Source organism: Amphritea atlantica, assembly GCF_018860855.1.
GTDB lineage: Bacteria > Pseudomonadota > Gammaproteobacteria > Pseudomonadales > Balneatricaceae > Amphritea > Amphritea atlantica_A.
The window spans coordinates 23,851-48,710 of sequence record NZ_JAHKQE010000005.1; the positions used below are offsets into that span (position 1 = coordinate 23,851).

27 protein-coding genes are annotated in these 24,860 nt (G+C 48.2%); 19 read left to right on the forward strand and 8 right to left on the reverse strand.

Going from position 1 to position 24,860, the window contains the following annotated elements; all coding sequences use genetic code 11:
• Positions 1-60 precede the first annotated feature (60 nt).
• From KO512_RS02020 to KO512_RS02045, 6 genes are all read left to right on the forward strand, one after another.
• Complete coding sequence (locus KO512_RS02020; RefSeq protein ID WP_215950670.1) at positions 61-849, forward strand: putative hydro-lyase; 789 nt, start codon at positions 61-63, stop codon at positions 847-849.
• 14 nt (positions 850-863) lie between these two features.
• Positions 864-1,598 (forward strand): 5-oxoprolinase subunit PxpA, encoded by a 735-nt coding sequence (locus tag KO512_RS02025; protein ID WP_215950671.1) that lies wholly within the window; start codon positions 864-866, stop codon positions 1,596-1,598.
• A 17-nt stretch (positions 1,599-1,615) separates the two neighbouring features.
• Positions 1,616-2,305: a 5-oxoprolinase subunit PxpB gene (pxpB, locus tag KO512_RS02030; RefSeq protein WP_215950774.1), complete on the forward strand. Its 690-nt coding sequence runs from the start codon at positions 1,616-1,618 to the stop codon at positions 2,303-2,305.
• Positions 2,302-3,240 (forward strand): biotin-dependent carboxyltransferase family protein, encoded by a 939-nt coding sequence (locus KO512_RS02035; protein WP_215950672.1) that lies wholly within the window; start codon positions 2,302-2,304, stop codon positions 3,238-3,240. The genes pxpB and KO512_RS02035 overlap by 4 nt, the downstream gene beginning before the upstream one ends.
• Before the next feature lie 87 nt (positions 3,241-3,327).
• Entirely contained in the window at positions 3,328-4,182 is an 855-nt protein-coding gene (locus KO512_RS02040; protein WP_215950673.1) for a DUF4392 domain-containing protein, read from the forward strand.
• A 295-nt stretch (positions 4,183-4,477) separates the two neighbouring features.
• Positions 4,478-4,762, forward strand: a complete 285-nt coding sequence (locus KO512_RS02045; protein ID WP_215950674.1) for a hypothetical protein — start codon at positions 4,478-4,480, stop codon at positions 4,760-4,762.
• A gap of 197 nt (positions 4,763-4,959) precedes the next feature.
• On the opposite strand, the gene KO512_RS02050 is transcribed toward KO512_RS02045, so the two are convergent.
• Positions 4,960-6,012 carry a PLP-dependent cysteine synthase family protein gene (locus tag KO512_RS02050; RefSeq protein WP_215950675.1) on the reverse strand — a complete coding sequence of 351 codons (1,053 nt, stop codon included), beginning with the start codon at positions 6,010-6,012 and terminating at the stop codon, positions 4,960-4,962.
• 140 nt (positions 6,013-6,152) lie between these two features.
• Between KO512_RS02050 and KO512_RS02055 the strand changes: the two genes are divergently transcribed.
• From KO512_RS02055 to KO512_RS02065, 3 genes are all read left to right on the forward strand, one after another.
• Positions 6,153-6,614 (forward strand): Lrp/AsnC family transcriptional regulator, encoded by a 462-nt coding sequence (locus KO512_RS02055; RefSeq protein WP_215950676.1) that lies wholly within the window; start codon positions 6,153-6,155, stop codon positions 6,612-6,614.
• 72 nt (positions 6,615-6,686) lie between these two features.
• On the forward strand, positions 6,687-7,571 hold the full coding sequence (locus tag KO512_RS02060) for a LysR family transcriptional regulator (RefSeq protein WP_215950677.1): 885 nt from the start codon (positions 6,687-6,689) through the stop codon (positions 7,569-7,571).
• Between the two features lie 393 nt (positions 7,572-7,964).
• Positions 7,965-8,828, forward strand: a complete 864-nt coding sequence (locus KO512_RS02065; protein ID WP_215950678.1) for an aminotransferase class IV — start codon at positions 7,965-7,967, stop codon at positions 8,826-8,828.
• 156 nt (positions 8,829-8,984) lie between these two features.
• On the opposite strand, the gene KO512_RS02070 is transcribed toward KO512_RS02065, so the two are convergent.
• Entirely contained in the window at positions 8,985-9,416 is a 432-nt protein-coding gene (locus KO512_RS02070; protein ID WP_215950679.1) for a MerR family transcriptional regulator, read from the reverse strand.
• Positions 9,417-9,499: 83 nt separating this feature from the next.
• Between KO512_RS02070 and KO512_RS02075 the strand changes: the two genes are divergently transcribed.
• On the forward strand, positions 9,500-10,129 hold the full coding sequence (locus KO512_RS02075; protein ID WP_215950680.1) for a cation transporter: 630 nt from the start codon (positions 9,500-9,502) through the stop codon (positions 10,127-10,129).
• Positions 10,130-10,276: 147 nt separating this feature from the next.
• Positions 10,277-10,780, forward strand: coding sequence for a hypothetical protein (locus KO512_RS02080; protein WP_215950681.1), 504 nt, complete (start codon positions 10,277-10,279; stop codon positions 10,778-10,780).
• Between the two features lie 188 nt (positions 10,781-10,968).
• On the opposite strand, the gene KO512_RS02085 is transcribed toward KO512_RS02080, so the two are convergent.
• From KO512_RS02085 to KO512_RS02110, 6 genes are all read right to left on the reverse strand, one after another.
• Positions 10,969-12,675, reverse strand: coding sequence for a sensor domain-containing diguanylate cyclase (locus KO512_RS02085; protein WP_215950682.1), 1,707 nt, complete (start codon positions 12,673-12,675; stop codon positions 10,969-10,971).
• A gap of 214 nt (positions 12,676-12,889) precedes the next feature.
• Entirely contained in the window at positions 12,890-14,608 is a 1,719-nt protein-coding gene (locus KO512_RS02090; protein WP_215950683.1) for a sensor domain-containing diguanylate cyclase, read from the reverse strand.
• A 152-nt stretch (positions 14,609-14,760) separates the two neighbouring features.
• Positions 14,761-15,312 (reverse strand): AAA family ATPase, encoded by a 552-nt coding sequence (locus KO512_RS02095; RefSeq protein WP_215950684.1) that lies wholly within the window; start codon positions 15,310-15,312, stop codon positions 14,761-14,763.
• Positions 15,270-15,932, reverse strand: coding sequence for a nicotinamide riboside transporter PnuC (pnuC, locus tag KO512_RS02100; protein WP_215950685.1), 663 nt, complete (start codon positions 15,930-15,932; stop codon positions 15,270-15,272). Before pnuC ends, KO512_RS02095 begins: the two co-directional genes overlap by 43 nt.
• Before the next feature lie 273 nt (positions 15,933-16,205).
• Complete coding sequence (locus KO512_RS02105; protein WP_215950686.1) at positions 16,206-17,258, reverse strand: alkene reductase; 1,053 nt, start codon at positions 17,256-17,258, stop codon at positions 16,206-16,208.
• Positions 17,259-17,284: 26 nt separating this feature from the next.
• Complete coding sequence (locus KO512_RS02110; protein WP_215950687.1) at positions 17,285-17,590, reverse strand: ArsR/SmtB family transcription factor; 306 nt, start codon at positions 17,588-17,590, stop codon at positions 17,285-17,287.
• 468 nt (positions 17,591-18,058) lie between these two features.
• Here KO512_RS02110 and KO512_RS02115 point away from each other — a divergent pair, with 468 nt between their 5' ends.
• The 8 genes from KO512_RS02115 (at position 18,059) to KO512_RS02150 (ending at position 24,820) form a co-directional block, all read left to right on the forward strand.
• The gene (locus KO512_RS02115; protein WP_215950688.1) at positions 18,059-19,078 is read left to right on the forward strand and encodes an ABC transporter substrate-binding protein; all 1,020 of its coding nucleotides are present in this window, start codon (positions 18,059-18,061) and stop codon (positions 19,076-19,078) included.
• Positions 19,079-19,087: 9 nt separating this feature from the next.
• A complete protein-coding gene (locus tag KO512_RS02120) occupies positions 19,088-19,870 on the forward strand; it encodes an ABC transporter permease (RefSeq protein WP_215950689.1) in 783 nt (260 codons plus the stop codon).
• Entirely contained in the window at positions 19,855-20,586 is a 732-nt protein-coding gene (locus tag KO512_RS02125; protein ID WP_215950690.1) for an ABC transporter ATP-binding protein, read from the forward strand. The genes KO512_RS02120 and KO512_RS02125 overlap by 16 nt, the downstream gene beginning before the upstream one ends.
• 19 nt (positions 20,587-20,605) lie before the next feature.
• Entirely contained in the window at positions 20,606-20,908 is a 303-nt protein-coding gene (locus KO512_RS02130; RefSeq protein WP_215950691.1) for a DsrE family protein, read from the forward strand.
• A gap of 329 nt (positions 20,909-21,237) precedes the next feature.
• Positions 21,238-21,942, forward strand: a complete 705-nt coding sequence (locus KO512_RS02135; protein ID WP_215950692.1) for a mobilization protein MobD — start codon at positions 21,238-21,240, stop codon at positions 21,940-21,942.
• Between the two features lie 198 nt (positions 21,943-22,140).
• Positions 22,141-23,355 (forward strand): DEAD/DEAH box helicase, encoded by a 1,215-nt coding sequence (locus KO512_RS02140; RefSeq protein ID WP_215950693.1) that lies wholly within the window; start codon positions 22,141-22,143, stop codon positions 23,353-23,355.
• An 11-nt stretch (positions 23,356-23,366) separates the two neighbouring features.
• Positions 23,367-24,284: a glutaminase gene (locus KO512_RS02145; RefSeq protein WP_215950694.1), complete on the forward strand. Its 918-nt coding sequence runs from the start codon at positions 23,367-23,369 to the stop codon at positions 24,282-24,284.
• A 23-nt stretch (positions 24,285-24,307) separates the two neighbouring features.
• The gene (locus tag KO512_RS02150) at positions 24,308-24,820 is read left to right on the forward strand and encodes an RNA methyltransferase (RefSeq protein ID WP_215950695.1); all 513 of its coding nucleotides are present in this window, start codon (positions 24,308-24,310) and stop codon (positions 24,818-24,820) included.
• The last annotated feature ends 40 nt before the right edge of the window (positions 24,821-24,860 follow it).

Here is a 24,860-nt window from a genome sequence, read left to right on the forward strand (position 1 = left end):
AAACAGGTTAGGATAATTCAAGAATCGCCGCTCAGCGGCCCGCAGAATAAGGTTTAACTGATGAACAAAGAAATGACACCTTTTGAGATCCGCCAACAGATTCGTCGTGGTGAATTTACCGGTAATACCTCAGGTTACGGCCAAGGTTTTGTCCAGGGCAACTTAGCCATTTTGCCAAAAGAGTGGGCCAACGACTTTCTACAGTTCTGCCAAAAAAATCCAAAGCCCTGCCCGATCGTCGGCATGTCTAACCAACCCGGTGAATTTATGCTGCCGGACCTTGGCCAAGATATCGACATTCGCAGCGATGTCCCTAAATACCGTATCTACGAGAAAGGCGTACTGACCCAAGAAGTTGCCGATCTAACATCCTGCTGGCGTGATGATCTCGTCACCTTCGTGCTAGGCTGCTCTTTCTCCTTTGAAGAAGCGCTGATTGCCGATGGCCTTGAAGTACGTAATATCACTGAAGGCGTTAACGTACCGATGTATCGCACTAATATTCCTTGCAAAAGTGCCGGTCGCTTCAGTGGCACAACCGTCGTAAGCATGCGGCCGATGAAAGCGGCTGATGCCATCCGCGCCGTCCAGATCTGTACCCGTTTCCCATCGGTTCATGGTGCGCCACTGCACCTCGGTGATCCCAGCCAGATCGGTATTAACGATATCAACACACCGGACTTCGGCGATGCCGTCACTATTAAAGAGGGTGAACTGCCGGTATTTTGGGCCTGTGGTGTAACCCCTCAGGTGGCCATCGAACAGGCTAAACCTGATTTTTGCATTACGCACAGTCCCGGCCACATGCTGATTACCGATCTACCTAACAGCCGTCTGGCGATATTGTAAGAGGAGTACAGAAGATGTCGTTAAGACTCAATTGTGATCTAGGTGAAAGTTTTGGTTCTTGGAAAATGGGCCTTGATGAAGCCGTCATGCCCTATATTGATCAGGCGAACATCGCTTGCGGTTTTCATGCGGGTGATCCACTGGTGCTGCAAAAAACCCTCGCACTGGCCAAACAAAACGATGTCACCATTGGTGCTCACCCGGGTTATCCAGATATCGTCGGCTTTGGCCGACGCAGCATAAAAGCCAGCGCTGCAGAGCTTAAAGCGATGGTGCTTTATCAGATAGCCGCTATTGATGGTATGGCTAGCACGCAGGGACAATCACTGACCTACGTGAAACCCCACGGCGCCATGTATAACGATATGATGGCCGATGCGGCTGTCCGTGCCATCATTATGCAGGCGGTCTCTGAATATCATCGTCCCTTAGTCTTGATGCTGCAAAGCACCCCACAAGCGGAACACCACCAGCAAGAAGCCGATAGTATCGGCCTCGAGCTCTGGTTTGAGATCTTTGCCGACCGTTGCTATGACGATGATGGCAAACTGCTATCACGCACCAAACCCGGTGCAGTGCATAACAAAGAGAAGATGCTCGCACAGGTTAAGCAACTGAAAGAACAGGGCACTGTCACCACCGTTAGCGGTGAAACCCTAACACTGCGGGCCGATACTCTCTGTGTGCATGGCGATAATATGGATGGCGTCAATGCGATTCAAGAAATTCGCGAGCTGATTCGCCAATGATGACTGAGACCAACGACATGCGCATCGAGATTGCTGGGGAAAACGCCCTGATTGTCTATTTCGGCGAAAAAACCGACCCACGGGTTTCTGCTCAAGTGCAACAAGCCGTGACCATCCTCGAATCGGAGTTAAGCGGTAAGTTGATCGACATGGTGCCCTCCTATGCCTCACTACTGGTCATCTATGACCAGCTGGCAACCGATCACTTAGAAGTACGCCGCTGTATTCGTAAAGTTTTAGGCCAGCTCAGTGATAGCGACAGCAGCGAAGGAAACTTAGTTATTCTGCCCGCTTACTACAGCACCGAATCTGGCCCCGACCTTGAAGCGCTTGCACAGCGCGCCAACCTCAGTATCGACGACGTTATTAAGCTGCATAGCGAGATGGAATATCGGGTTTATGCCATCGGCTTTGCTCCCGGCTTTGCCTATCTAGGTGAAGTGGATGAGCGTATCGCGGCCCCACGCCTCTCGACCCCACGCATGAAGGTACCCCGTGGTGCGATCGCCATTGCCGACCGTCAGACCGCCGTTTACCCCGCCGTGTCCCCCGGTGGCTGGAATCTGATCGGGCTTTGCCCGACCCGCATGTTTGACCCTAAAGCAACACCGACCATGCCGGTACAGGTAGGTGATCGCATTAAATTCAACCCGATCAGCCGAGAAGAGTTTTTCGCTCAAGGCGGCGAACTGGGAGAGATTAAATGAGCGGTTTTAAAGTCATACAACCCGGCTTGCTAACCCTGATTCAAGATGCAGGCCGTTTTGGTCATCACCGTATCGGTTTAACCACCGGCGGCCCCCTCGATACACAAGCCTTCAAGTGGGCGAACCGATTGGTCGATAATCCACTGAATACCACCGCCCTAGAAATCAGCTTTGGCGGGCTGGTACTGCAAGCGGACACCGACGCACAGATCGTACTGACTGGCGCCGAAATGCCGCTGAAAATTAATGGCGTTGAGCAAGACCGCTGGCATGCTCACAAGATCAAAGCGGGCGATAAGATCGACGTAGGATTTTCGGCTCAAGGCACCCGTGCCTACTTGGCTGTCAGCGGTGGTTTTCAGGTTGAACATAGCTTTTCCAGCAGTGCCACCGTGACCCGTGAAGGCATCGGCGGCTTTACCGGTGAAAAACTACAGCAAGGCGACTTTCTCAATTGCAGCCCAGCAACGAAGCACCGCGGATTCCGCCTAGCCGAAACCCATCGACCTGATTATGCCGATAATATTAGCCTGCGGGTGATTACCGGTTATCAGCAAAATGCCTTCAGCGATTACCAAAAACGGCTGTTCTTTAGTAGCGAGTATAAGGTCACTGATCGCGCCGATCGAATGGGTTATCGCCTAGAGGGGCCAGAAATCAAACCCACCATCGATGGCATTCTCTCGGAAGGCATCTGTCATGGTGCGATTCAGATTCCTGCCGATGGTCAACCGATTGTGTTGCTGAATGATCGTCAAACCATCGGTGGTTATCCCAAAATCGGCTCTATGATTGCGATGGATACCGCACGCATGGCACAGCTACTGCCCGGTTCTAGGATCTCATTCGACGAGATTAGTATTGATGATGCCCACAATCTACATTGCTTGGCTCATGTTCGCTTTAACAACACCGAGCCGGAACCCGTCGATTAAATGCATTACTAAAAATAAATATCGTCATTCATTGCCGACACAGTATCTCGCCGGCCCTATAACGAAATGATTAACAGAGTACTCTCTATGTCACAGAATCAGATCAATGAAGCAACACTGAGCAAACAGGTAGAAGACCTATTAGTTGCCCGTAATTTACGCGGTATGAAAACAGTTCAACCCGCTCTATCGACGGGTTACTACCTACGGGCAGCCCGCACACTGTATAAATGCCGAGGGCATGTATTAATCGGTACCGGCTTCCCTGTCGTTGACACCTTTGAAACCGATGGCCCATTAGGCGCTATCGCCCTTTACGATGCGCTTGAAAAACTCGGTGCAACCCCTGTTTTGGTCTGTGGCCCACCGGTCTCACAGGCGTTGATGGACAAATATCGCGTCCATGAGATCCGTGTCGGCGAACACCAGGAACGCACCTTAGAAGCCTTCCAAGCGCTCTACAACTACAACCCTGATGCGGTATTGTCTATTGAACGCCCAGGACAAGCAGCAGACGGCGACTACTACAACATGCGCGGCGAAAGCATTAGCGCACGGACCGCCTGCTTTGACACCTTTGTTAACAATGCTAAATGCCCAACCATCGGTATTGGTGATGGCGGTAACGAAATCGGCATGGGTAACATCACCGAAGCAATCAAAGGGCTGGATATCATGCCCGCCGCCACCTGCGTGGATGAACTGCTGATTGCCGATGTATCCAACTGGGGCGCTTACGGGCTGATCACCTTCTTTAGCCTGTGGAGCGGTCGTGACCTGTTGGGTGAAACCGATCCTCTGGCCATCATCGAATATCTGTCAAAACTGGGCAGTGTTGATGGCGTTACCCGCATTAATCAGCTTACCGAAGACGGCCTGCCGTTAGAAGAAGGCGACAGCGTCATTGCTGGATTACGGGCGCTGATCGGTTATACCGACTAAAACCTCAAAACCGCTTCGTAGACGACGGTCATACTTAGCTGTTTTTGTGATACTCAATAAAGGCTGATACCCCATCAGCCTTTTTTATTGACGCTGCGCTCCAACGTCACCAGCGCAACACGCTCAATCGATAGACCCTTTCCTAAGCATGCTGAAAAAAACCTATCAGCCATCAATTAGCAAGATCACAAGCACCGATACAGCTTTCACGCCCTGATATCACCATTACGCCAAGCGCTATGATTACCACGATATTCATGCTCAAATAAGACCAAACAACCAACGAGTATTTTCAATGAATATAATACCTAAAAAATATATAGCCGTTTTTTTCTTCCCCTGTATAGCCGCTGTCAGCCTTCCGGCATCTGCCGATATCTGGTGTGGCTCCGGTGGTTGCGTAACGGTGGATGACTGCAGCGATAGACACCCATCGACGGGAACCTGCACCGCAACCGCGAGCAATAAAGAGGAATTAAATCCAGCAGGCACTTCTGGAAGCACTCTTGAGAAAACCCCTAACAATAAGGCAAAGATGCAAGCGCTACCCAAGGTGAAAGCGTTAAAAATACAGGAATAATCAAAGGGCAGCTTAACGCTTAACAAGGTAAACTCTGCGCCTGTTCAACGGCATCGATCACTTAACCGATCGCTCTGCCGTCTCTCGATTCTTGCAGACATAAGCTCTGCCCCTGTCTCCCCTCCGATTTAAACATCCATCATCACTATCAGCTCAACTTAAGCACTCAACTTAAGCACTCAACTTAAGAATTCAATCTAAGAACCGCCATCCAACAGTGAGATTAACGACTGCTGATAAATGGCAACATCACCGATATTGTCCGCGACCCATGCCGCATCATAGTAACTATCGAGATACCGCTCACCACTGTCACAAATAAGGGTGACCAAAGAACCTTGCTCTGACCGCTCACGCATCTCAGCCGCTAGGGTTAACATCCCCCATAGGTTCGTCCCCGTTGACGCGCCCACTTTTCGTCCCATCAACTGTTCCAACCAATACATCGCAGCTACCGACGCAGCATCGGGTACTTGCAACATACGATCGATCACACTCGGCTGAAAAGATTCCTCCGCTTTAGGCCGTCCGATGCCTTCAATCCGCCCACCCTGATTAATCTCAATCGACCGATCACCGGTTTTCCACACGTCATAAAATACCGAATTCTCGGGATCAACCGCCAGTAACTCGGTATTAAATCCCTTATAACGGATATACCGGCCTAACGTCGCCGTAGTACCACCAGTGCCTGCACTCATCACAATCGCACTGGGTACCGGATGCCTCTCAAGCTGCATCTGCCTAAAGATACTTTCAGCAATATTACTGTTACCCCGCCAATCGGTTGCCCGCTCGGCATAGCGAAACTGATCCATAAAGTGACCGTTACAATCCTGAGCTAAAGTTGCAGCCGCAGCATGCATCTCGGTAGCACATTCAACAAAGTGACAGCGCCCGCCATAAAATTCGACCTGTTTAATTTTAGCTTTCGCGGTTTTACGCGGCATCACGGCAACAAAAGGCACGCCAATCATGCGCGCAAAATAAGCTTCTGATACAGCCGTACTACCAGATGAAGCTTCAATGACCGTGGTATCCTGACGAATCTGGCCATTACATAGCGCGTAAAGAAACAGCGAACGGGCCAAACGGTGCTTTAAACTTCCGGTCGGGTGGCTGCTCTCATCCTTCAGATAGAGATCGATCCCCGCTAACACCGGCACGTCCAATTTAATCAAATGGGTATCCGCAGAGCGTTGCGCATCCGCCTTAATCAACGCCACCGCCTGCTGTATCCAAGCATTCATAACTGTCACTCCTCAAAGCATCATTCAACAGATCAAAGTATAAAACCTAGCGGATAGATATTTTTTGCTTTTTACTGGCAATAAACGGTCATCTATAGAATAATTTTTCCTATATTAAATAAATAGAAGATTAATTTGTCATGGATAGCACCGATAAGAAAATACTCAATCTTTTGCAGCAGGATATAACCCTTTCCGTTGCCGACATTGCTGAACAGGCTAACTTATCCACGACACCCTGCTGGAAACGTATCAAACGGTTAGAAAGCGCCGGTATTATCAAAGCCCGTGTCGTCCTGTTAGATAGCAAAAAAATTGGTGTCGGCGTATCGGTATTTGTGCATATCAAAACACAGCAACATGAAGAACAATGGTTAAAACAGTTTGCCGAGGCGATATTAAGCTTTGAGGAAGTGATGGAGTGTTATCGTATGGCCGGCGAGTGGGATTACCTACTACGGGTGGTCACCAAGGATATTGACTCCTTCGACCGCTTCTATAAAAAACTGATTACTGACGTTAAGGGGCTAACCGATGTCACCTCCAGCTTCGCCATGGAAGAGATTAAGTTCTCCACCCGATTACCCCTGAGCTACTGCTGAGATTTATCGCTGGTGCTTTGCTCCGTCAGCAAGCTTCTATATAGTGACAACATTATCTTCTGAGTCTGTCCCATGCGTCTGAGAAATTTAAACACCTTCGTAAAAGTAGCCCGACTGGGTAGTTTTCATGCTGCCGCCCAACAGCTGCATGCAACTCAGCCGGCGATCTCGGCCAGAATCAACGCCTTAGAAGAGGAGCTCGGCGCACAGCTGTTTATCCGTGATAAGAGTGGCACCCGCATCTCATCCCGCGGTATGCAGCTTCTGCCCTACGCCGAAAAGCTATTGGCCATTAGCCAAGAGATGAAACAACAGATAACCGATCAGAACCCACAAAAAGGCACCCTCAGAATTGGCATTACCGATACCCTAGGGCACCTCTATCTATCGCCATTGCTACAACAGTGGCAACAGCAACATCCACTGATGTCTTTCGAGCTCATCAGTGATGTCACGCCCACGCTGACTCGCCAACTACAGGACAATCAGTTAGATCTCGCATTGATGGTCGCGGGGGATAACAACCAGCGCGGACTCGTCACAGAACCCCTGTGTAGTTTCCCGCAGTCTTGGTGTACCACACCACAACGCCTGTTAGACAATCCGGTTAACAGTGTCGAAAGCCTATGCCAATCCCCTATTCTCAGCTTTCCGAGGGACACTCGCCCCTGGGACTATCTGCAAACTCTGTTTCGGTCGCTAGAGGAAACACCGATATTTCATACCTGTAGCTCGGTCGCCAATCTACTCACCTTAACGCTTGAAGGAGCGGGTATGGCACTTCTACCAGAACCGGTCATCCGCCCCTATTTAGAACAGGGACGGTTGGTGCAGGTCAACCCAGGGCCTAAACCACCGGAACTGCCCTTTTGCGCCTGCTGGCGTTTAGATGATGACCGAATTTTGCCCCAACTCCTGGTAAAAAGTGGGCGAGAGATCATTGTTAACACCGCCTGAACAGACTAGTTGTTGCCCCGCAAAATGATGTCACGGCAGATTTTTACGCCTTATTTATACATTTTCACAATATCATCTGCTAAATAACCAGCATAAACAGATTATTTCTCTTATCTTTTTCAAGCTATTGCAACTATTCCTCTTTTCTAAGAAACTGGGTGCAACCCAAAAAGTCAGTTTGCAGTTTACCGTCAGCTCAAAGCCACAAGCAAAGCTTGGTTTACTGTACAGTCACGAGACCCAGAAGCTGTTCTCCGATCGGTTTACGATCAAAAATATTCAGCAACTCAGTGTCAAATAACTCTGGAACATGCAATAAGGTTATAGAGCCCGAGTATAATATCTTCGGCTGCCCGTTACGCATGATCCCTAACACGTTTAAGGAAGGTTAATATGAGCATTGCTTACCTGAATGGCGAATACTTGCCGCTAGAAGAAGCCCGCATCTCTCCACTCGACCGCGGTTTCCTATTTGGCGACGGTATCTACGAAGTTATTCCATACTACAACGGTAAATCTGTAGGCCTGATGCCTCATATCAACCGTATGATCAACGGCTTATCTATCATCGAGATAAAAAACAGCCACACCGCTGACGAGTGGAAAACACTGCTCGACGATCTGATCGCTAAAAACAGCGACCTCGGCGAAAACTTGGGTGTTTACGTACATGTTTCCCGTGGTACTGACACCAAGCGTAACCACGCTTACCCAGAAAATGTTGAACCAACAATCTTTTGTTTTGCTTTCGGCATCAAAACACCTGAACCCGCTGACCGCGCTAAAGTGCATCAATACAGCCTGATCAGTACTGAAGATCTACGCTGGCAGCGTTGCCACATTAAGTCTACTGCACTGCTGGGTAACGTTATCCATTATCAGGAAGGCCATGCAAGCGGCAACGATGAAGCACTGCTTTACAATGCTAAAGGTGAGCTGACTGAAGGTAGTTCATGCAACGCGTTTATTGTTAAAGATGGTGTTATTAGCACCCCGATTCAGGACAACCAGATCTTGCCGGGTATTACCCGTCGTATCATCATCGACAGCATCAAAGCAGACGGTTCTCTGAAACTTGAAGAGCGCACCGTTACGATGGATGAAGTTCGTAATGCTGACGAAGTTTGGGTAACAAGCTCATCTAAAGAGATCGCTCCGGTCACTACACTTGATGGCAAGCCTGTCGGTAATGGTGAAGTTGGCGAAATCTGGGAAAAAGCCTTCAAGATCTACACTGCGGCTAAGTTCGACTACTAAGCTAAGCGTTTAACTCATCATTGAATGTGACGCTTTAAAAAAGGTCTGATAACGGCATGCCGTCATCGGGCCTTTTTTTTACCAATACTGCCCGACTCAACCTAATAAAACCCCTTCTCTCCCTTGAGCAAAACCTCAAGATAACAGCCACCTAGATCATTTTTGGTGTTCATCCGATAGACACAAGCTATGATCAGATAGGGCTTCGATGATACGGCAATCTGACACCAGCCCTCCTGCACACGCGCCGATCATCCGCTGCAGTTCTGTGCGCATATCGTCTAGCCTTGCGATTTTTGATTCGACTTCGCTTAGATGCGCACGGGCGATTTTATCCACCTCAGCGCAACAATGACTCGGATCATCATTTAACGCCAATATTGTTCGAATCTGCGCCAATGAAAACCCCAGTTCACGGCTATGGCGGATAAAATTCAGGCGATCTCGATGTGCCTGTGTATAGACACGCTGATTACCCGCCGTGCGACTCGGCTTCAGTAACATCCCGATCTCTTCGTAATAGCGGATAGTCTGCACCTGACAATTGCCAACCTTCGCCATTTCACCAATAGAAAATTGTTGTGCCATTTTCAAAGTTCCTCTTGAACCTATAGCGACTGTAGGTTGTAGACTATGTCTTTTAGCCTAATAAATAAATGGGTGTATCAACCATGGCGGGATGTAATAGCTGTGCCTGTGACAATACAACGGATACTGAACGTAATAACCCACTGTTCCGGCGTATCTTATGGATCGCCCTGTTAAGTAACGCAGTGATGTTTTTTGTCGAGATCGTAGGCAGCATTGCCAGCGGTTCAATATCGTTACAAGCGGATGCTCTGGACTTCTTCGGCGATGCTGTGAACTACGGCATTACGCTGTTCGTCATCGCCATGGCATTACATGTCCGCGCAAAAGCGGCCCTGTTTAAGAGCGCCACGATGGCTGCTTTCGGCCTTTGGGTCATTGGCAGCGCTATCTATCGCGCCTATACCGGCAGTACACCCGATCCCATTGTGATGGGCACCATAGGGATGTCAGCACTGGTCGTTAATGCTGTGGTTGCCTTACTGCTGTTTCGCTACCGCAGCGGCGACAGCAATATGCGCTCCATTTGGTTATGCAGCCGCAATGATGCGCTTAGTAATATCGCGGTGATGATGGCCGCTGGCGGCGTTCTCGCAACCGACACCGGCTGGCCCGATCTCGCGGTTGCAGCCCTCATCGCAGCACTGAGTCTCAGCGCTGCTCTGGAAGTCATGAAACATGCGTTAACGGAATTACGCACTGAGCAACAATAGCGAGAGTTATCTAACGACAATTAGCACAACTTAATCACACTGAAGCTTATTATCACTATACTGGATACGCTATTTAACAAACCCTGCCTATACTGACGTCATTCGTTGCTTATATGCAGAATAAAAAACACAGTGATAGGAGCCGTTATGATCCACTCTAAACTACTTTTTCCATTAGTCGTGACCTCCGTGATGAGTGCTAACGCATTCGCCCTAGAGGCTAAATTTGCTGATACGGCTTGGGATGGCAATCAAATACCTGCAGGACAGCAATGCCAAAAATTTGGTGGCCAGAATCCATCCACGCCGGCGTTAGTTGTCAGTGATATTCCAGCAGGCGCCAACGCAATCGTACTGGAATACAGCGACCGTGATTCTAAAAAAATGGATAACGGTGGACATGGGCGCATGCAGTTTATGTTTAATGGCAGCGAGCGCGAAGTAACTATCCCCTCCGTCGCGGGCCATTCATTTGACCTGCCTGAAGGCTTTAAAAGCATTGAAGCACATCGCAGCCCAGGTTGGGATAAAGCAGGAGCCTACATGCCGCCCTGCTCTGGCGGTAAAGGTCATGCGTATTACGTCACGGTCAAAGCGATGCAGGATGATAAAGTCACCGCAACAACGGTATTAGAAATGGGTAAATACTAAGCGGATGGGGTGAACACTCAGGGAGCTGGGGCGATCTCAGCGCCCCTTATCGACTAACCGCTCGACGCCTATACCCCATATAAACCTCTTTATAAAAATAGCTTTATAAAACCAGTCTTCATAAAAAGAAGCTTCCGCTTATTGAGCAGTCAGGACGGTAATCAACCGGTTGAAGCCAACGAGAGGTCTTACTCCGTAAACAACTGCGACTGATTACGACCGTTATTCTTCGCTTGATAGAGCGCTTTGTCGGCTCGAATAATGGCCTCTTGGACATCCCGTCGATTATCTTCAACCTCCGTAACACCAATGCTAATGGTCATGTAAACCGACTCACCGGGGTCAACCTTAATAGCCGTATGCTCCAAAGTCTGTCGTATACGTTCAGCGACGATATACCCCTCTTTTTGCAAGGTATTCGGCATCAAAATCACCAATTCATCACCGCCATATCGCGCTAGCACATCTTCACAACGACAGTGTGATCTAATCACATCCGTGAGCTGTTTAATCGCTTTATCACCCACAACATGACCATAGCTGTCATTAATCCTTTTAAAGTCATCGATATCGATAATCACCACAGACGTCGGCTGCCCTGTTTGGGCGGCGTGCTCTAACAGCCGGCTCGCAGCAGTATTAAAGGAGCGACGGTTAAGCAGCTGTGTTAAGGGGTCGGTTGAGGCTAACAGTTGCAGGTCGAGTTGGGTTGCTTTCATACTTTCAAGCGAGCGAATACGGTAGGCGATAATCAGTGAAAGCATCAAGGCCTCCAGCATAATACCGATACCAACACCGTGGGTATTAATATAGTTAAACTCCGCTTCACCTCTATAAAATAAAACCGCTAGCACGCTAAAAATAACAAAGAGCCCATGGCCTAATAAAAAATACAAGGCAACTGGATGTTTACGAATCAGCATCGATACAGAGACCGACAAGGTGACTACCATCATGAGGGCAGCAAAGGTGGTTGAATCCTGCAGCGCACTGACAATATCAAATAAACCGTAGAGAGTATCACCCACCAATATAATAAGAGTCCAGAGTAGCGCCTTGTGCTCTATAGGATACTTTCGCTTCGTCTCGAACGTTGTCATCATGAACAACAATAGGAAGATCGGTATGCCGCCTAAGGCCAAGTGGCCATGAAAAGCGGTAGCGCCGTATACCTCAAAAACATCGGCGATTAAGCCATATGAGAGCGCGATCCAATACCCGCCACAAATTAGGTAACAGGCGTAATAAAAATGCTCTTTTAAACGGGATGATAAAAACAACAATAGGTTATAAATAATCAGGGCTAGCAACATACCGACAAGCAATGAAATATCGGTACTTTGGCTCAATAAGACTCTTTTGGATTGGTCGGCATCATACAGATTAAGCGCGAACCATTGATGCGAATAAGCAATGCTTTTAACTAGTAATGTTTTGCGTTGATGGGGCTGTAACGCGATATCAAACACGGCGCTACCGCGATACATCCACTGCAGAGTATTTTTATCATCCGTATCCAGCACCCGTTCGCGGGTCAACCTACCATCGACAACCTCATAGAGTTCGATCGCACGGTTGTGGTAGGCATAAGGGTGGTGAAGGTAAAGTTCAAAGGGGGTAGCGTTACTGTTTTCTACTTCGATTTTCACCCAAGTGGTTTTCGCATGCGTGCCTAATGAAATACTATTGTTCGATACCTTAAAGGTCTGCTGCAAAACCTCATCAAAGGTCATCTGCTGTGTTTCGTCAACAAAATACCCCATCTGAAACTGTTCAAGCTTAACGGCACTTCCCTGAATCACCTGCACAGGTGCCGCAGCCCAACTCGCCGCAGGAAATAACCCGCTTAGCAATAACAACACAAGCATCAATAAATAGGGGCGAATACAGGTCATTAGCCATCTTCTATGACGGAGGAATAGAACATAATTGATAATATGTTATCTATCCTAACCGATTGCCCAATAAAAAAGTATAACAATGGCTCCGCATGGCTTTAGAACCCTTAACCTAAGAGACACTCAGCCTTGAGCACTCACTCAGCTGGCATCATAAGCTGGCCTCACGCATTCAAGGGTAATCAAGCCGTTGAAACACCAACGATCCGCCCTATTCCGCAAACAACTGCGACTGATTACGACCGTTATTCTTCGCTTGATAGAGCGCTTTATCAGCCCGGTTAATGGTGTCTTGCAGATCTGGAGCTCTAGCGTCCACTTCGGCGATACCCACACTGATGGTGACGTTAACCGACTGTTCGCGATCCGTTTTCAAGGTCATCGCCTCAATTGCTTGGCGGATGCGTTCAGACAGTGAAAAGCCCTCTTGCGCAAAGGTATCTGGCATCATAATCACGAACTCTTCGCCACCATAACGGGCTAACAGATCTTCGTGGCGACACTGGGAGCGAATCACATCGACAACCTGTTTAATGGACTTATCGCCCAGTTCATGCCCATAGGTATCATTAATTATCTTAAAGTGATCGATATCAATAATCGCAATAGACACAGGTTGCTGTGCTTGTACCGCCTGTTCTAATAGCTGGTTCGCAGCAAGACTAAAATGACGGCGGTTAAACAGCTGTGTTAATGGGTCCGTTGAGGCTAATAGCTGAAGGTCCGCTTGATTTGCTTTTAAACTTTCCAAGGAGCGAATACGGTAAGCAATAATCAGCGCCAACACCAATGCTTCAAGTACGATACCAATACCGACGCCATGACTATTCACATAATTAAAGGCGATTTCACCCTTATAAAACAAAACGGCTAAGCCACTAAAGCCGATAAATAAGCCATGTCCCAACAGAAAGAATAAAGCGATAGGATGCTTACGCACCAACATCGACAGGGTCACACATAGCGTAACCAGCATCATAAGCGCGGCGAGTGTACTGGAATACTTTAGTGCGGTGACAATATCAAATAAACCATAGATAAACTCACCGGTTAACAACGTCAGAATGGACAGCAACGCCCAATGTTCAACGGGGTATTTTTTCTTGGTTTCAAAAATATTGATCATAAACAGCAAGATAAAAATCGGCATAGACACTAACGATAGATGCCACTTCAACGTAATACTGCCATAGACATCAAACAGGTCGGCCAGCAAGCCATAAGAGAGGGCGATCCAAAAGCCACCCGAAACCAGATAACAGGCATAGAAAAAGTGTTCTCTTAACCGCGAAGAGAAGAACAGCAAAAAGTTATAGATAATCAGCGCCAGTATCATCCCGACTAGGAGCGCAATATCAGTATACAGACCTAGCAGCGCCCGTTTGGATTGATTTTCATCGTAAAGGTTCAGCTTAAACCATTGATGAGAAAACGCTTGGCTTTTGACAAACAGCGTCTTATGTTGCGCCGCCTGCAGCTCAATATCAAACACCGCGCTACCACGATACATCCACTGCAACGTTGTTTTATCATCCATATCCAGCAAACGGGACCGCGTTAACTGGCCATCGACCACTTCATAAAGCTCAACCTTACTGTTGTGATAGGCATACGGGTGGTGAAGGTAAACCTTAATCGGCGAGGTATTAGCATTTTCGAGTTCGATCTTTACCCAAGTCACCTTCGACGTGGTGCCTAGCGATAAACCGTTGGCCGAGGGTATAAAGCTTTGCGGTTGCACATCTGCAAACGTCATCGCTTCCGTTTTATCAACAAAATAGCCCATTCTGAACGATTCAAGTTTGACCGTATCGCTGCCAATAACCTGGGTTGGGATCTTTTGAGTCGTGGCGAAAGAGGCACCAGAAAAGAGACAAACACACAAAATCAACAGGAATGAAATAACGGCATGGAAGCGGGTGCAGATCATTAATCGCCTTCTATTACACGGTCGCAAGTGAGTACTTTTAAAGCTTATTCATCATCCTAACTGATTCGTGACCGAAAGAGTACAACACAGGGATTTCGATGCTCAGTAAGCTATTTTGATGAAGCCACGTCTGGCGCAACTAAGCACTCAATCTAATCCACAAGCAGTCGTTCAAACGCCGCCAACGCATTAACCAAGCGCAGCTCTCCCACCCCCGCTACAATCTCATAGCGCCGGTTCAACTGCTGTATCTCGCTTAGGTGCCGCTGATAGAGCACCTCCCGATCATTAGGGTTATGACGCAACGGATCAGGCTGCCAAGGGATATCGGGTTTACAGAGCAAATAACGGTGAGATGATTCTTCGGTCATTGCATCGCTAATCATCGTCGGACAGTGGCCAAAAACCACCTCTGCCCAGACTTTATAGTTGATCAAGTCTGTATCAAAAATAGCCAACGGCGCATCACCTACCTGTGCTTGCTGATAGGCCCGATGGAGCTGACTCAAATGTACCAATTGATCGAGATCATAATCCTGCCCATTCTGTTCTAGGTAGACACGGGCATATTCGGGTGCAAAAGGGAGATTTAACCGCTGACTAAGCTGTTCGGTTAAGGTGCTTTTACCGGAAGACTCTGCACCAGTAATGACTATCCGCATCAGGAATTCACCGGCGTTGACGATTGAGGCTTCGATTGACATGACCGGTGCCACTGAATCCAGCCATAGACGCCGAGCAGCAGAAAAATACCATACTGAAGCGAATAAATAGGCGAGCCTTTCAACCAATAAATATAGATGCCGAGCACATTAACGATGGTCCAGATAACCCAGTTTTCCATCCGCTTACGCGCCTGTAAAAACTGAGCAAAAAAGCTCAATACGGTCGTGATCGCATCTAGCCACAGCAGTGAAGGCTGAGGAATCCAGCTGACCTTATCGGCCAAAACAGTGATCCCTTGTCCCCATGCAGTGATACAGATAATGGCCCCTGTGATCAGTAATAACTGCCGCTGCCCAGACAGCCACTGTGGCACAAAAGGCTGCGCTTGAGTAACGCCGCCCTTTAGCCAAACCCACCAGCAGTAGAGTTGAATAGGAATATAGGAGAGATAAAGAATACCATCTGACACTAGCTGCCACTCGGTGATTGCTAACCAAGCAGAGATAGACGCCCATAGAATGCCTAGCGGCCAGCCAAGGATATTTTGTCGGGCGATCAGTAGCACGCCTAGAATCGCACTAACGGTGGCGAGTATTTCCAACGGCGTACTGCCCAATAGCTGGAGCCACTCAATCGTGGCTAAAAAATTATTTTCCATAATGTCCCTGCCTATCTCTACTTAATAGCTCTACTTAATAGCTCTACTTAATGGCTCTAGTTATTAACAGTTCAACTTAACGACTCTATGATTCAGTAATTCCGCGATGAACGATGGCGCTTATACACGCATACCCACACCGCATAGCTTAAGCCCCGCATTTATAGATAAAACTTATAAAACGCTGCGTAACCTAAACGCTGACGTTAACAACGAAAAAAGCCTGCATAATACAGGCTTCTGTTACTTTCTTTAACGCTCCGTTACGGCTATTTAGCCCAAGGTCGGATAATCGGTGTATCCCTCAGCACCTGGAGTATAAAACAGCTCCGGACGCGGTGGATTGAGCTCGGCATCCAGCTCTAACCGTTTAGGCAGATCAGGATTAGCAATAAAGGGCACACCGAAGGCAATCGCATCGGCTTTACCATCGGCCAACCACTGATTAGCCAGCGCTTTAGTGAATTTCTCATTCGCGATCACAGGACCACCAAACAACTCTTTCAACAACGGCGTTAAGCTGTCATCGGCGGCGTGTTCTCGTGTCGAAATAAAGGCGATTCCACGCTTGCCAAGCTCTGTAGCCACATAGCTAAAGGTCGCTTTCGGGTTTGAGTCACCCATATCATGGGCATCTGTTCGCGGGGCTAAGTGCATGGCAACTCGATCCTTACCCCAAACCTCGATACAAGCATCGGTAACTTGCAACATTAAACGAGCACGATTTTCTAATGAACCACCATATTCATCATCCCGCCGATTAGTTTTATCTTGCAGAAACTGATCCAACAGATAGCCGTTGGCACCGTGAATATGCACACCATCAAAACCAGCGGCTTTGGCATTAATCGCGCCCTGACGATAATCCTCGATAACCGCTTTAACCTCGGTCAATGTCATCGCCCGTGGCTCAACATAATCTTTCATCGGCCGTACAAGGCTAACATGACCTGCCGGTTTAACTGCGCTAGGAGCAACTGGCTGCTCACCATCGAGATAAAAGGGATCGGAGATGCGACCCACATGCCATAACTGAAGAAAAATACGCCCACCAGCCTGATGTACCGCATCGGTGGTCAGTTTCCAACCCTGTACCTGCTCATCAGACCAAATTCCCGGTGTATCTGGGTAACCAACGCCCATCGGGCTAACGGCGGTCGCTTCCGACAAAATCAACCCTGCACTGCTGCGCTGGGTATAATACTCCGCCATCAACACATTCGGCACCCGACCTTCATCAGCACGGCAGCGGGTTAACGGTGACATAACAATACGGTTTTTCAATGTCAGATCACCGATGGTGAGCGAATCAAAAATAGTTGGCATTACAGTCTCCTGTCTAAATAATTAAGTTAAAGCTGCTCATTCAAGCGTGTCAAAAACTGCTGAACAACGGCTTCATTACGCGAAAAAAAATTCCATTGCCCTACTTTCTTACTACGGATAAAACCAGCCCGCTGTAAACTTGCCAGGTGTGCCGATACCGTCGACTGTGACAACCCTGCCTGTTGATCTATCATGCTGGCACATACACCCAAACTTAGTGGGTGTACCTGGGCAGAAAAATACAGTTCAGGTTGTTTTAGCCAATGCAAAATATCTCGGCGTAACGGATGCGATAACGCCTTTATCATCTCATCGAGTTCAGCGGCACTCATAGCCTTCCCCTAGGTATTCTCGGACTGTGATTTTTACAACTTGGCTTCATCACATAAAACCAATTGGACGATGAATACAGGTTTCACAAGCTTTCGGTCCTCATAACAAATTCATCACCCCGCACTATCGATCACCATGGGCGTGAATTCACCAAAACTCATAATATCGCTACAACACGATATAACGAAATATATATCGTTACAGCGCGATATACTAGTCTAATGAATCTTTAGCATGATAATTGTGATGCGATCACTTTGTCTGTTTACCGCTATCGCCCCTATAAGCCATAGCCGACAGGTAATTTATGACGGGTTTAAAAATATGTTTCCTGTAAAATACCTCTCAATTGCCTCCCCATAAAATATGCTTATTTATTTAGTTCTAAATGATCTTAAAATAAGCTTTGATATTCTTTTAGTTTATATATAATTCATAGCCAAATTTTAATTCTCTGGAGTACTCTAATGTCCCGATTCGTGGCCCTGATGACCTTGTTCTTGTGTGGCTGGAGTAGTTTAGTGACTGCGGCCGACAAAAACCTTGAAATTGGCTATATGCCCATTATTCCGATTTCCCAAGCATTTATTGTTTTGGAAGGTGACACCTTGGAAAACGCCGGCGTTAGCGATCCTAAGTTGTTCCAATTTCAAAATGGCCCCGCTATTGTGCAAGCGCTCCTAGCCGGTCAATTAGATGTTGCCTATCTTGGTATTGGGCCTGCCATGGTTGCTCGCGCCAAAGGCGCAGATATTAAAGTGGTTGCCTCTAACATTGTTGAACAAATCAGCATGATCGCATTGGGCGAACTGTCTCCTTACTTTGATAATGGTGATGCAAAAACAGCCTTTGCCCGCTTTAAAGCGGATAAAGGCCGTAAAGCCGTTATCTCCACCTTCCCTAGGGGTTCAGTACCTGAAACCGTCTTACAGTATTGGTTGCAAAACCAGTTGGGTATGAGCCGTGATGAGATTAAGCAAAACATCGACATCATTTACCAAGGCGCAGCTCAGGTACAGCAAGCACTGATGACCGAAGCGGTCGATGGCGCAGCTATTTTAGAGCCAGTCGTCAGCATTATTCGTGATAAAAAATCCGCTGCAAAAGTCGTGGCCTCTGGCTCGGGCATGTTCCCTCATCAGCCAGGCGCTGTATTAGCCGTGCGTGAATCATTGATCAATGAGCATCCTGAACTGGTAAAAGCGCTCGTGAAAGCACACATTGCCGCCACCAATGAACTGCGTAACGCCCCAGAACAAGCGGTTAAAGCGGTTGGTAAATACGTGGGTGGCGGTCGTTTACCGAAACACATTATCTTAAATGCATTAAAGAACTCACACGATCAGTTCCAAGCAGATCCGAATGCCATTATCGACGGCACCCGTACCATGCATGACTTTCAAGCCAGCCAAGGCACACTTAAAGCAAGCGTGGACCTAAACGCACTGTTTGATGTTCGTTTTTATAACGAACTCATTAGGGAGTAATTCCACATCATGGAATCACACACTCACCCTTTAACACGCTCACGATGGGGACGTGCTTTACTGGGAATCCTAGGGCTAGCCGCATTTGTGCTGTTGTGGAAATACGCGCAAGCGGCAGGCTGGGCGGCGGCTGGCACCATTCCAGACCCCTTTAAACTGCCACAAGCTCTGGCTGATGAGTGGACATCCGAACGTTTAATGCCAGCAGTCCTCTCAAGTTTAGTTCATTACGCATGGGGCTTAGCAATTGGTACGTTTCTTGGTTTCTTAGTGGGTACATTAGCGGCGTCTTCATCGCTGCTAGACGCATTACATGCTTTGCTCGCGCGGATTCTACGTCCAATTCCGCCATTAGCCTGGGTCGTCTTTGCCATCGCTTGGTTTAAAGTAAGCCATGCGGGAGCCGCCTTCGTGATTGCCATAGGTGTATTCTGGGTAAACTACTTTGCAACCTATTCTGCGGTACGCAATGTGGATTCTCGTTTTTATGAACTGGCCCGTGCTTTTGGTCAAAATGGCCATTTACGTCAAACCTTTCAAGTAACCTTACCGGGTGCTGCCACGGGTATTTTTTCAGGCATTCGCACCGGTATCGGACAAGCTTGGATGACCTTGATCGCCGCTGAATTGTTGGGCGTCCCCGGCATGGGACAAGAGATGAATTCAGCCGCAGGCGTGGGTGCTTACGAAGTGGTTGTGGTTTACATGCTGATTATTTCTCTGGTTTACACCTTGAGCGATACCCTGTTTGGTTTCATTGAAAAGCGAGTGTTAACATGGCGCCCATCCTAAAGATCGAAGACCTAAGTTATCACTACGGTAACAACCCTGACCCCGTGTTTGCCAATTTAAACCTTCAAATAGAAGACGGCGAGTTTATAGCGGTCGTTGGTGGTTCAGGCGTTGGTAAATCAACCCTGTTACGTTGTGTCGCGGGCCTAACCTCAGCGAGTCATGGCACTATTTCGCTAAACGTGGAAGAAGACGAAACCCGACGCTCTCGCAGCGTGGTGTTTCAAGATGGTCGCCTCATGCCTTGGCGTCGATTGCGCAGTAATGTGGCTTACGGGCTGACAGGGCTCAAACTGACGGCCGAAGAAAAACACAATCGTATAGACGAAGTATTAAAACTGACTCGCCTGGACGAGTTGGCTGAGCGTTGGCCACACCAGCTATCGGGTGGCCAAGTACAACGGGGCGGCATTGCCAGAGCATTAGCGGTCAAGCCACACTTGTTATTAATGGATGAGCCCTTTAGTGCGGTGGATGCGATCACCCGTCAGCATTTACAAGATCAGTTACTGGCGATCTGGGAACAGACGCGCAAAGCCGTGATGTTTATCACCCACGATATTGAAGAAGCGGTGTATTTAGCCGATCGAGTCATTGTACTATCGGGTTCACCGGCGAACGTCGTGTTAGATAAACCCATTGATCTGCCCCGTCCAAGAGATCGCGGCACAGACAGGTTGCAAAAAATGGCTCAAGAGATCGCAAACGCACTTTAATTTTTAGAAGGACAGTCTCATGCCCGTTACTCAATTGTTGATCCATGCACCAACAGTGGATGCATTAAAGCGAGCACAAAATAACGCTCGTAATTTACTCAAATTAGAACCCGATGCCCAAGTGGAAATCGTCGTCAATGGCCCCGCAATGGCAGTGGCAGTCACCTTGACAGACTCAGATATTTTAAGTCGACTGGTGATGTGTCGTAATAGCCTACAAGCGCAATCCCTGACGGCTCAGGCAGACGTTAAGCTGGTGGAGGCCGCTGTGCAGTACCTTGCTCATCAGCAAGCCGCTGGTTGGTCTTATCTTCGCGCTTAAGAGTTGCCTGTCAGCTAATCAATACCCGAGCCTATTAAATGGGTCAGAACCCTTTAATCTAAACGTTCAAAGCATTCCCTTCACGGGTGCAAGGCCGAAATAATAAAAGCCTGCACTCGTTAAGTTGATCGTATATGACAAGCAGCAAGATCTGGTTGAATGAGATCCTAAGCTGTAGCTATTCATCACTTAGGCCCTGATGCAGTGTGCATTTAGACGGATTTACCGCCTCAGACCAATGATTAACGTAATAGGCTTGAAATCCCTTATTCATTAGCGCATTTTATACCTCAGTATTACACTTAACGATTATTACGGGTATTAAATACATGAGTACGATTCATTTTGTCGGTGGTGAAAAAGGCGGAGTAGGCAAATCGGTATTATCCCGTCTGCTATCACAATATTTCTTGGATAAATCACAACCCTATGTCGGCTTGGATGCCGATCAGTCACACCCGACACTTAGTCGCTATTACCTCGATTACACCCGAACAATTAATCTTGATCACTTTGAAAGTATCGATCAGATTATGGAACTGGCATTAGAGGATGATTGCAATGTCCTAATCGACCTTCCAGCACAAAGCGAACGCTTTCTCGATCGCTGGATCGAAGAGAATGGCGTTATCGACATGTGTCAAGAGATGGGCATTAAACTAGTCTACTGGTATGCCGTCGATAGCGGCCCCGATTCTGTAAATCTACTGGAAAACTTCCTCAACAAATACAGCCATCAACTATCCGTAATTGTCGCCAAGAACCAAGGCCGAGGCACCGACTTTAGTAATATTGAAGCCTTAGCAGCGTTGCAGGGGTTTGATTCAAACCAAAAACCAGTCGCTCAATTTTATATCCCCGCACTACACACCCCTACCATGCAGAAGATCGAGAAACTAGGTCTGAGCTTTTGGGCCGCGGCCAACCTGAAAGACAACGAAGCCCCACATCTAGGCTTAATGGAAAGACAGCGCAGTCGGGTATGGGTCAACAAAGTTCATCACACCCTCGAAGACTTAATGAGCAATCTATAAGCTGATGCGGGGCTACTCATAGCGTTTTGGCCCCGCTATCATTTTGCACTAACAGCACTCTCTCCCCCGTTTTCATCCTCTTCCACCTAACACGAACACTTTAGCGCTGCTTCGGTACCATTTTTAGTCACTTTTTGAGCCGCAAAAACATCGCTTATCTGCTAAACTCGCGCCAATTAAAACGTTTAGGTTTCGGTTATGAGTTTTTCATCTTTTGGTTTACACCCTTCACTGCTGCAAGCCATTGAAGAAAAGGGTTATAACCAGCCAACTCCCGTACAAAAGGAGGCGATCCCTGCTATTTTCAAACAGCAGGATCTCATGGCTGGCGCGCAAACAGGTACCGGTAAAACCGCGGCCTTTGCCCTGCCTATTTTACATACCTTAGCCGATCAACAAACCTCCGCTAATATCGTTAGTGCACTGGTTTTGACCCCTACGCGGGAGCTGGCGCAACAAGTTGCACAAAGTTTTCAGGAGTATGGTAAATACCTCTCACTGCGTACCGTCGTCGCTTATGGCGGTGTCAGCGTAAATCCACAGCTGGATGCCATTGCCCAAGGTGTCGATATCCTAGTGGCCACACCTGGCCGTTTGATGGATCTACTATCCCGCGGGGCAGTCGACCTTAGTCAACTGGCCTTCTTCGTTTTAGATGAAGCGGATCGAATGTTAGATATGGGCTTTATTGATGATATTAAGCGAATTCTTCGGGCGGTTCCTCAAAGCCGTCAGACGCTGTTGTTCTCAGCCACCTTTGATGATGCCGTCTTTAAACTCAGCCAACAGCTGCTCAATCATCCACTGCTGATTGAGGTCGATCAGCGTAATGCCGCTGCCAGTCAAGTCGAACAGATCGCCTATGAAGTGGACAAGCACCGTAAGCGAGAGATCACTTCCTATTTGATCGGCTCGAAAAACTGGCAGCAGGTACTGGTATTTACCCGCACTAAAAAAGGCGCCGATGATCTTGCTAAAGAGATGTGCAAAGACGGCTTAAAAACCGCCGCCATTCATGGAGATAAATCCCAAGGCGCCCGTGAACGAGCACTCGAAGGGTTTAAAGAGGGTTCGATTCGCGTTTTGGTGGCCACCGATGTCGCCTCTCGCGGTTTAGATATTCAGCAACTTAAATATGTAATCAATTATGAGCTGCCCCACAATGCGGAAGATTATATCCACCGTATTGGCCGTACAGGGCGCGCTGGCGAAACCGGTGTTGCAATCACCCTATTGAGCGCCGATGAGAAATGGCTGTTGGATGAAGTACACAAAATCCTTGATGGCCACTTAATGCAACAGTGGCTACCCGGCTACGAACCTAGCCTTGAGCAGGATTTCGGCCAAGCAAAAAAGAAAGGTCGCGGCAACAGCAGACATAGCAAACCAACGGGTCGCTCACGTAGACGATAGGAGACAGACCGATGCAAGCGATACTCGACGAGATCGTCGCCACAATAGGTGCCAGTGAAGAACGGGGAAAAGTCGCCGACTATATTCCTCAACTGGCCTGTATCGACCCTAATCAGTTTGCTATCACCGTAGCGATGGCGGATGGCCGTGTCTTTAGCGCCGGCGATAGCCAACAACTGTTCTCGATACAGAGTATCTCAAAAGCCTTTACCCTGACTATTGCACTGGGCAAACTCGGTGATGCTCTCTGGGCACGGGTTGGCCGCGAACCCTCGGGCGACCCGTTTAACTCCATCGTGCAGTTAGAACATGAACACGGCAAACCCCGCAACCCCTTTATCAATGCCGGTGCGATCGCCGTTGCCGATGCTATTTTGATGGGCCACCAGCCGAAAGAAACGCTGGCGGAAATTCTGCAGTTTGTGCGTTTTATCGCCGATGATGACAGCATCAGTATCGATGAAAAAGTAGCGCGTTCCGAACAGAGTAAAGGGGATCGTAACGCCTCCCTCGCTCACTTTATGGCCTCATTCGGACGGATAGATAACCCTGTCGATTGTGTGCTAGGAACCTATTTTCATCATTGCTCGATCGCCATGAATACTCAACAACTGGCTAAAGCCGGTCTATTTTTGGTCGATAATGGCCGAAACCCAGTCACCGGCACCCGCGTGGTATCCACCCAACGTGCCCGTCGTATCAACTCTCTCATGTTAATGTGTGGTCACTATGATGGCTCTGGTGAATTCGCTTTCCGTGTCGGTTTACCCGGCAAAAGCGGTGTCGGTGGCGGCATTTTAGCCATCGCACCGGGGAAGGCTTCCATCGCCGTCTGGTCACCGGGACTCGATAACGTGGGCAACAGTAAACTGGGCACCGAGGCACTGGAAAAGCTAGTGCAGCACACCGGTTGGTCGATTTTCGGATAACCTGATTGGATAAGGATTGTATTGTGGAAAACCTAGGTTCAGCAGCCATTGCGCTGTGTAACCCTAAAAGCCCCTCCAATGTCGGGGCGGTCATGCGGGCGGCGGGTTGCTATGGCGCCTCGGCGATCTTCTATAACGGCACCCGTTTTGAAAGAGCGGCTAAGTATCATACTGACACCCGTGACGCTCATCTGAAGGTGCCATTAACCCCAGTCGAGTCCTTTGTTGGGTTAGCGAAGGCGCCGCAGAAAATGGTCTGTATCGAGCTCGCCGAAGGCGCAACCCCCCTACCCGACTTCGTCCACCCAGAGCATGCTCTCTATGTCTTTGGCCCAGAGGATAGCTCGATAGATCAAGCCACGATTAACGCCGCCGATGCCGTTGTTTATATACCGACCACCGGCTGTATGAACTTAGCAGCCACCGTCAATGTACTGCTCTATGACCGCATGGCCAAACAGAACCGCGACATAGACCCCAACCTGATTAAACAGAGTCGTGATGTTAACAATCGACTGGTGTTTAACAAGCCATAACCGGGCTATACCGAACATACTGATAACCTTAGAAAATTTG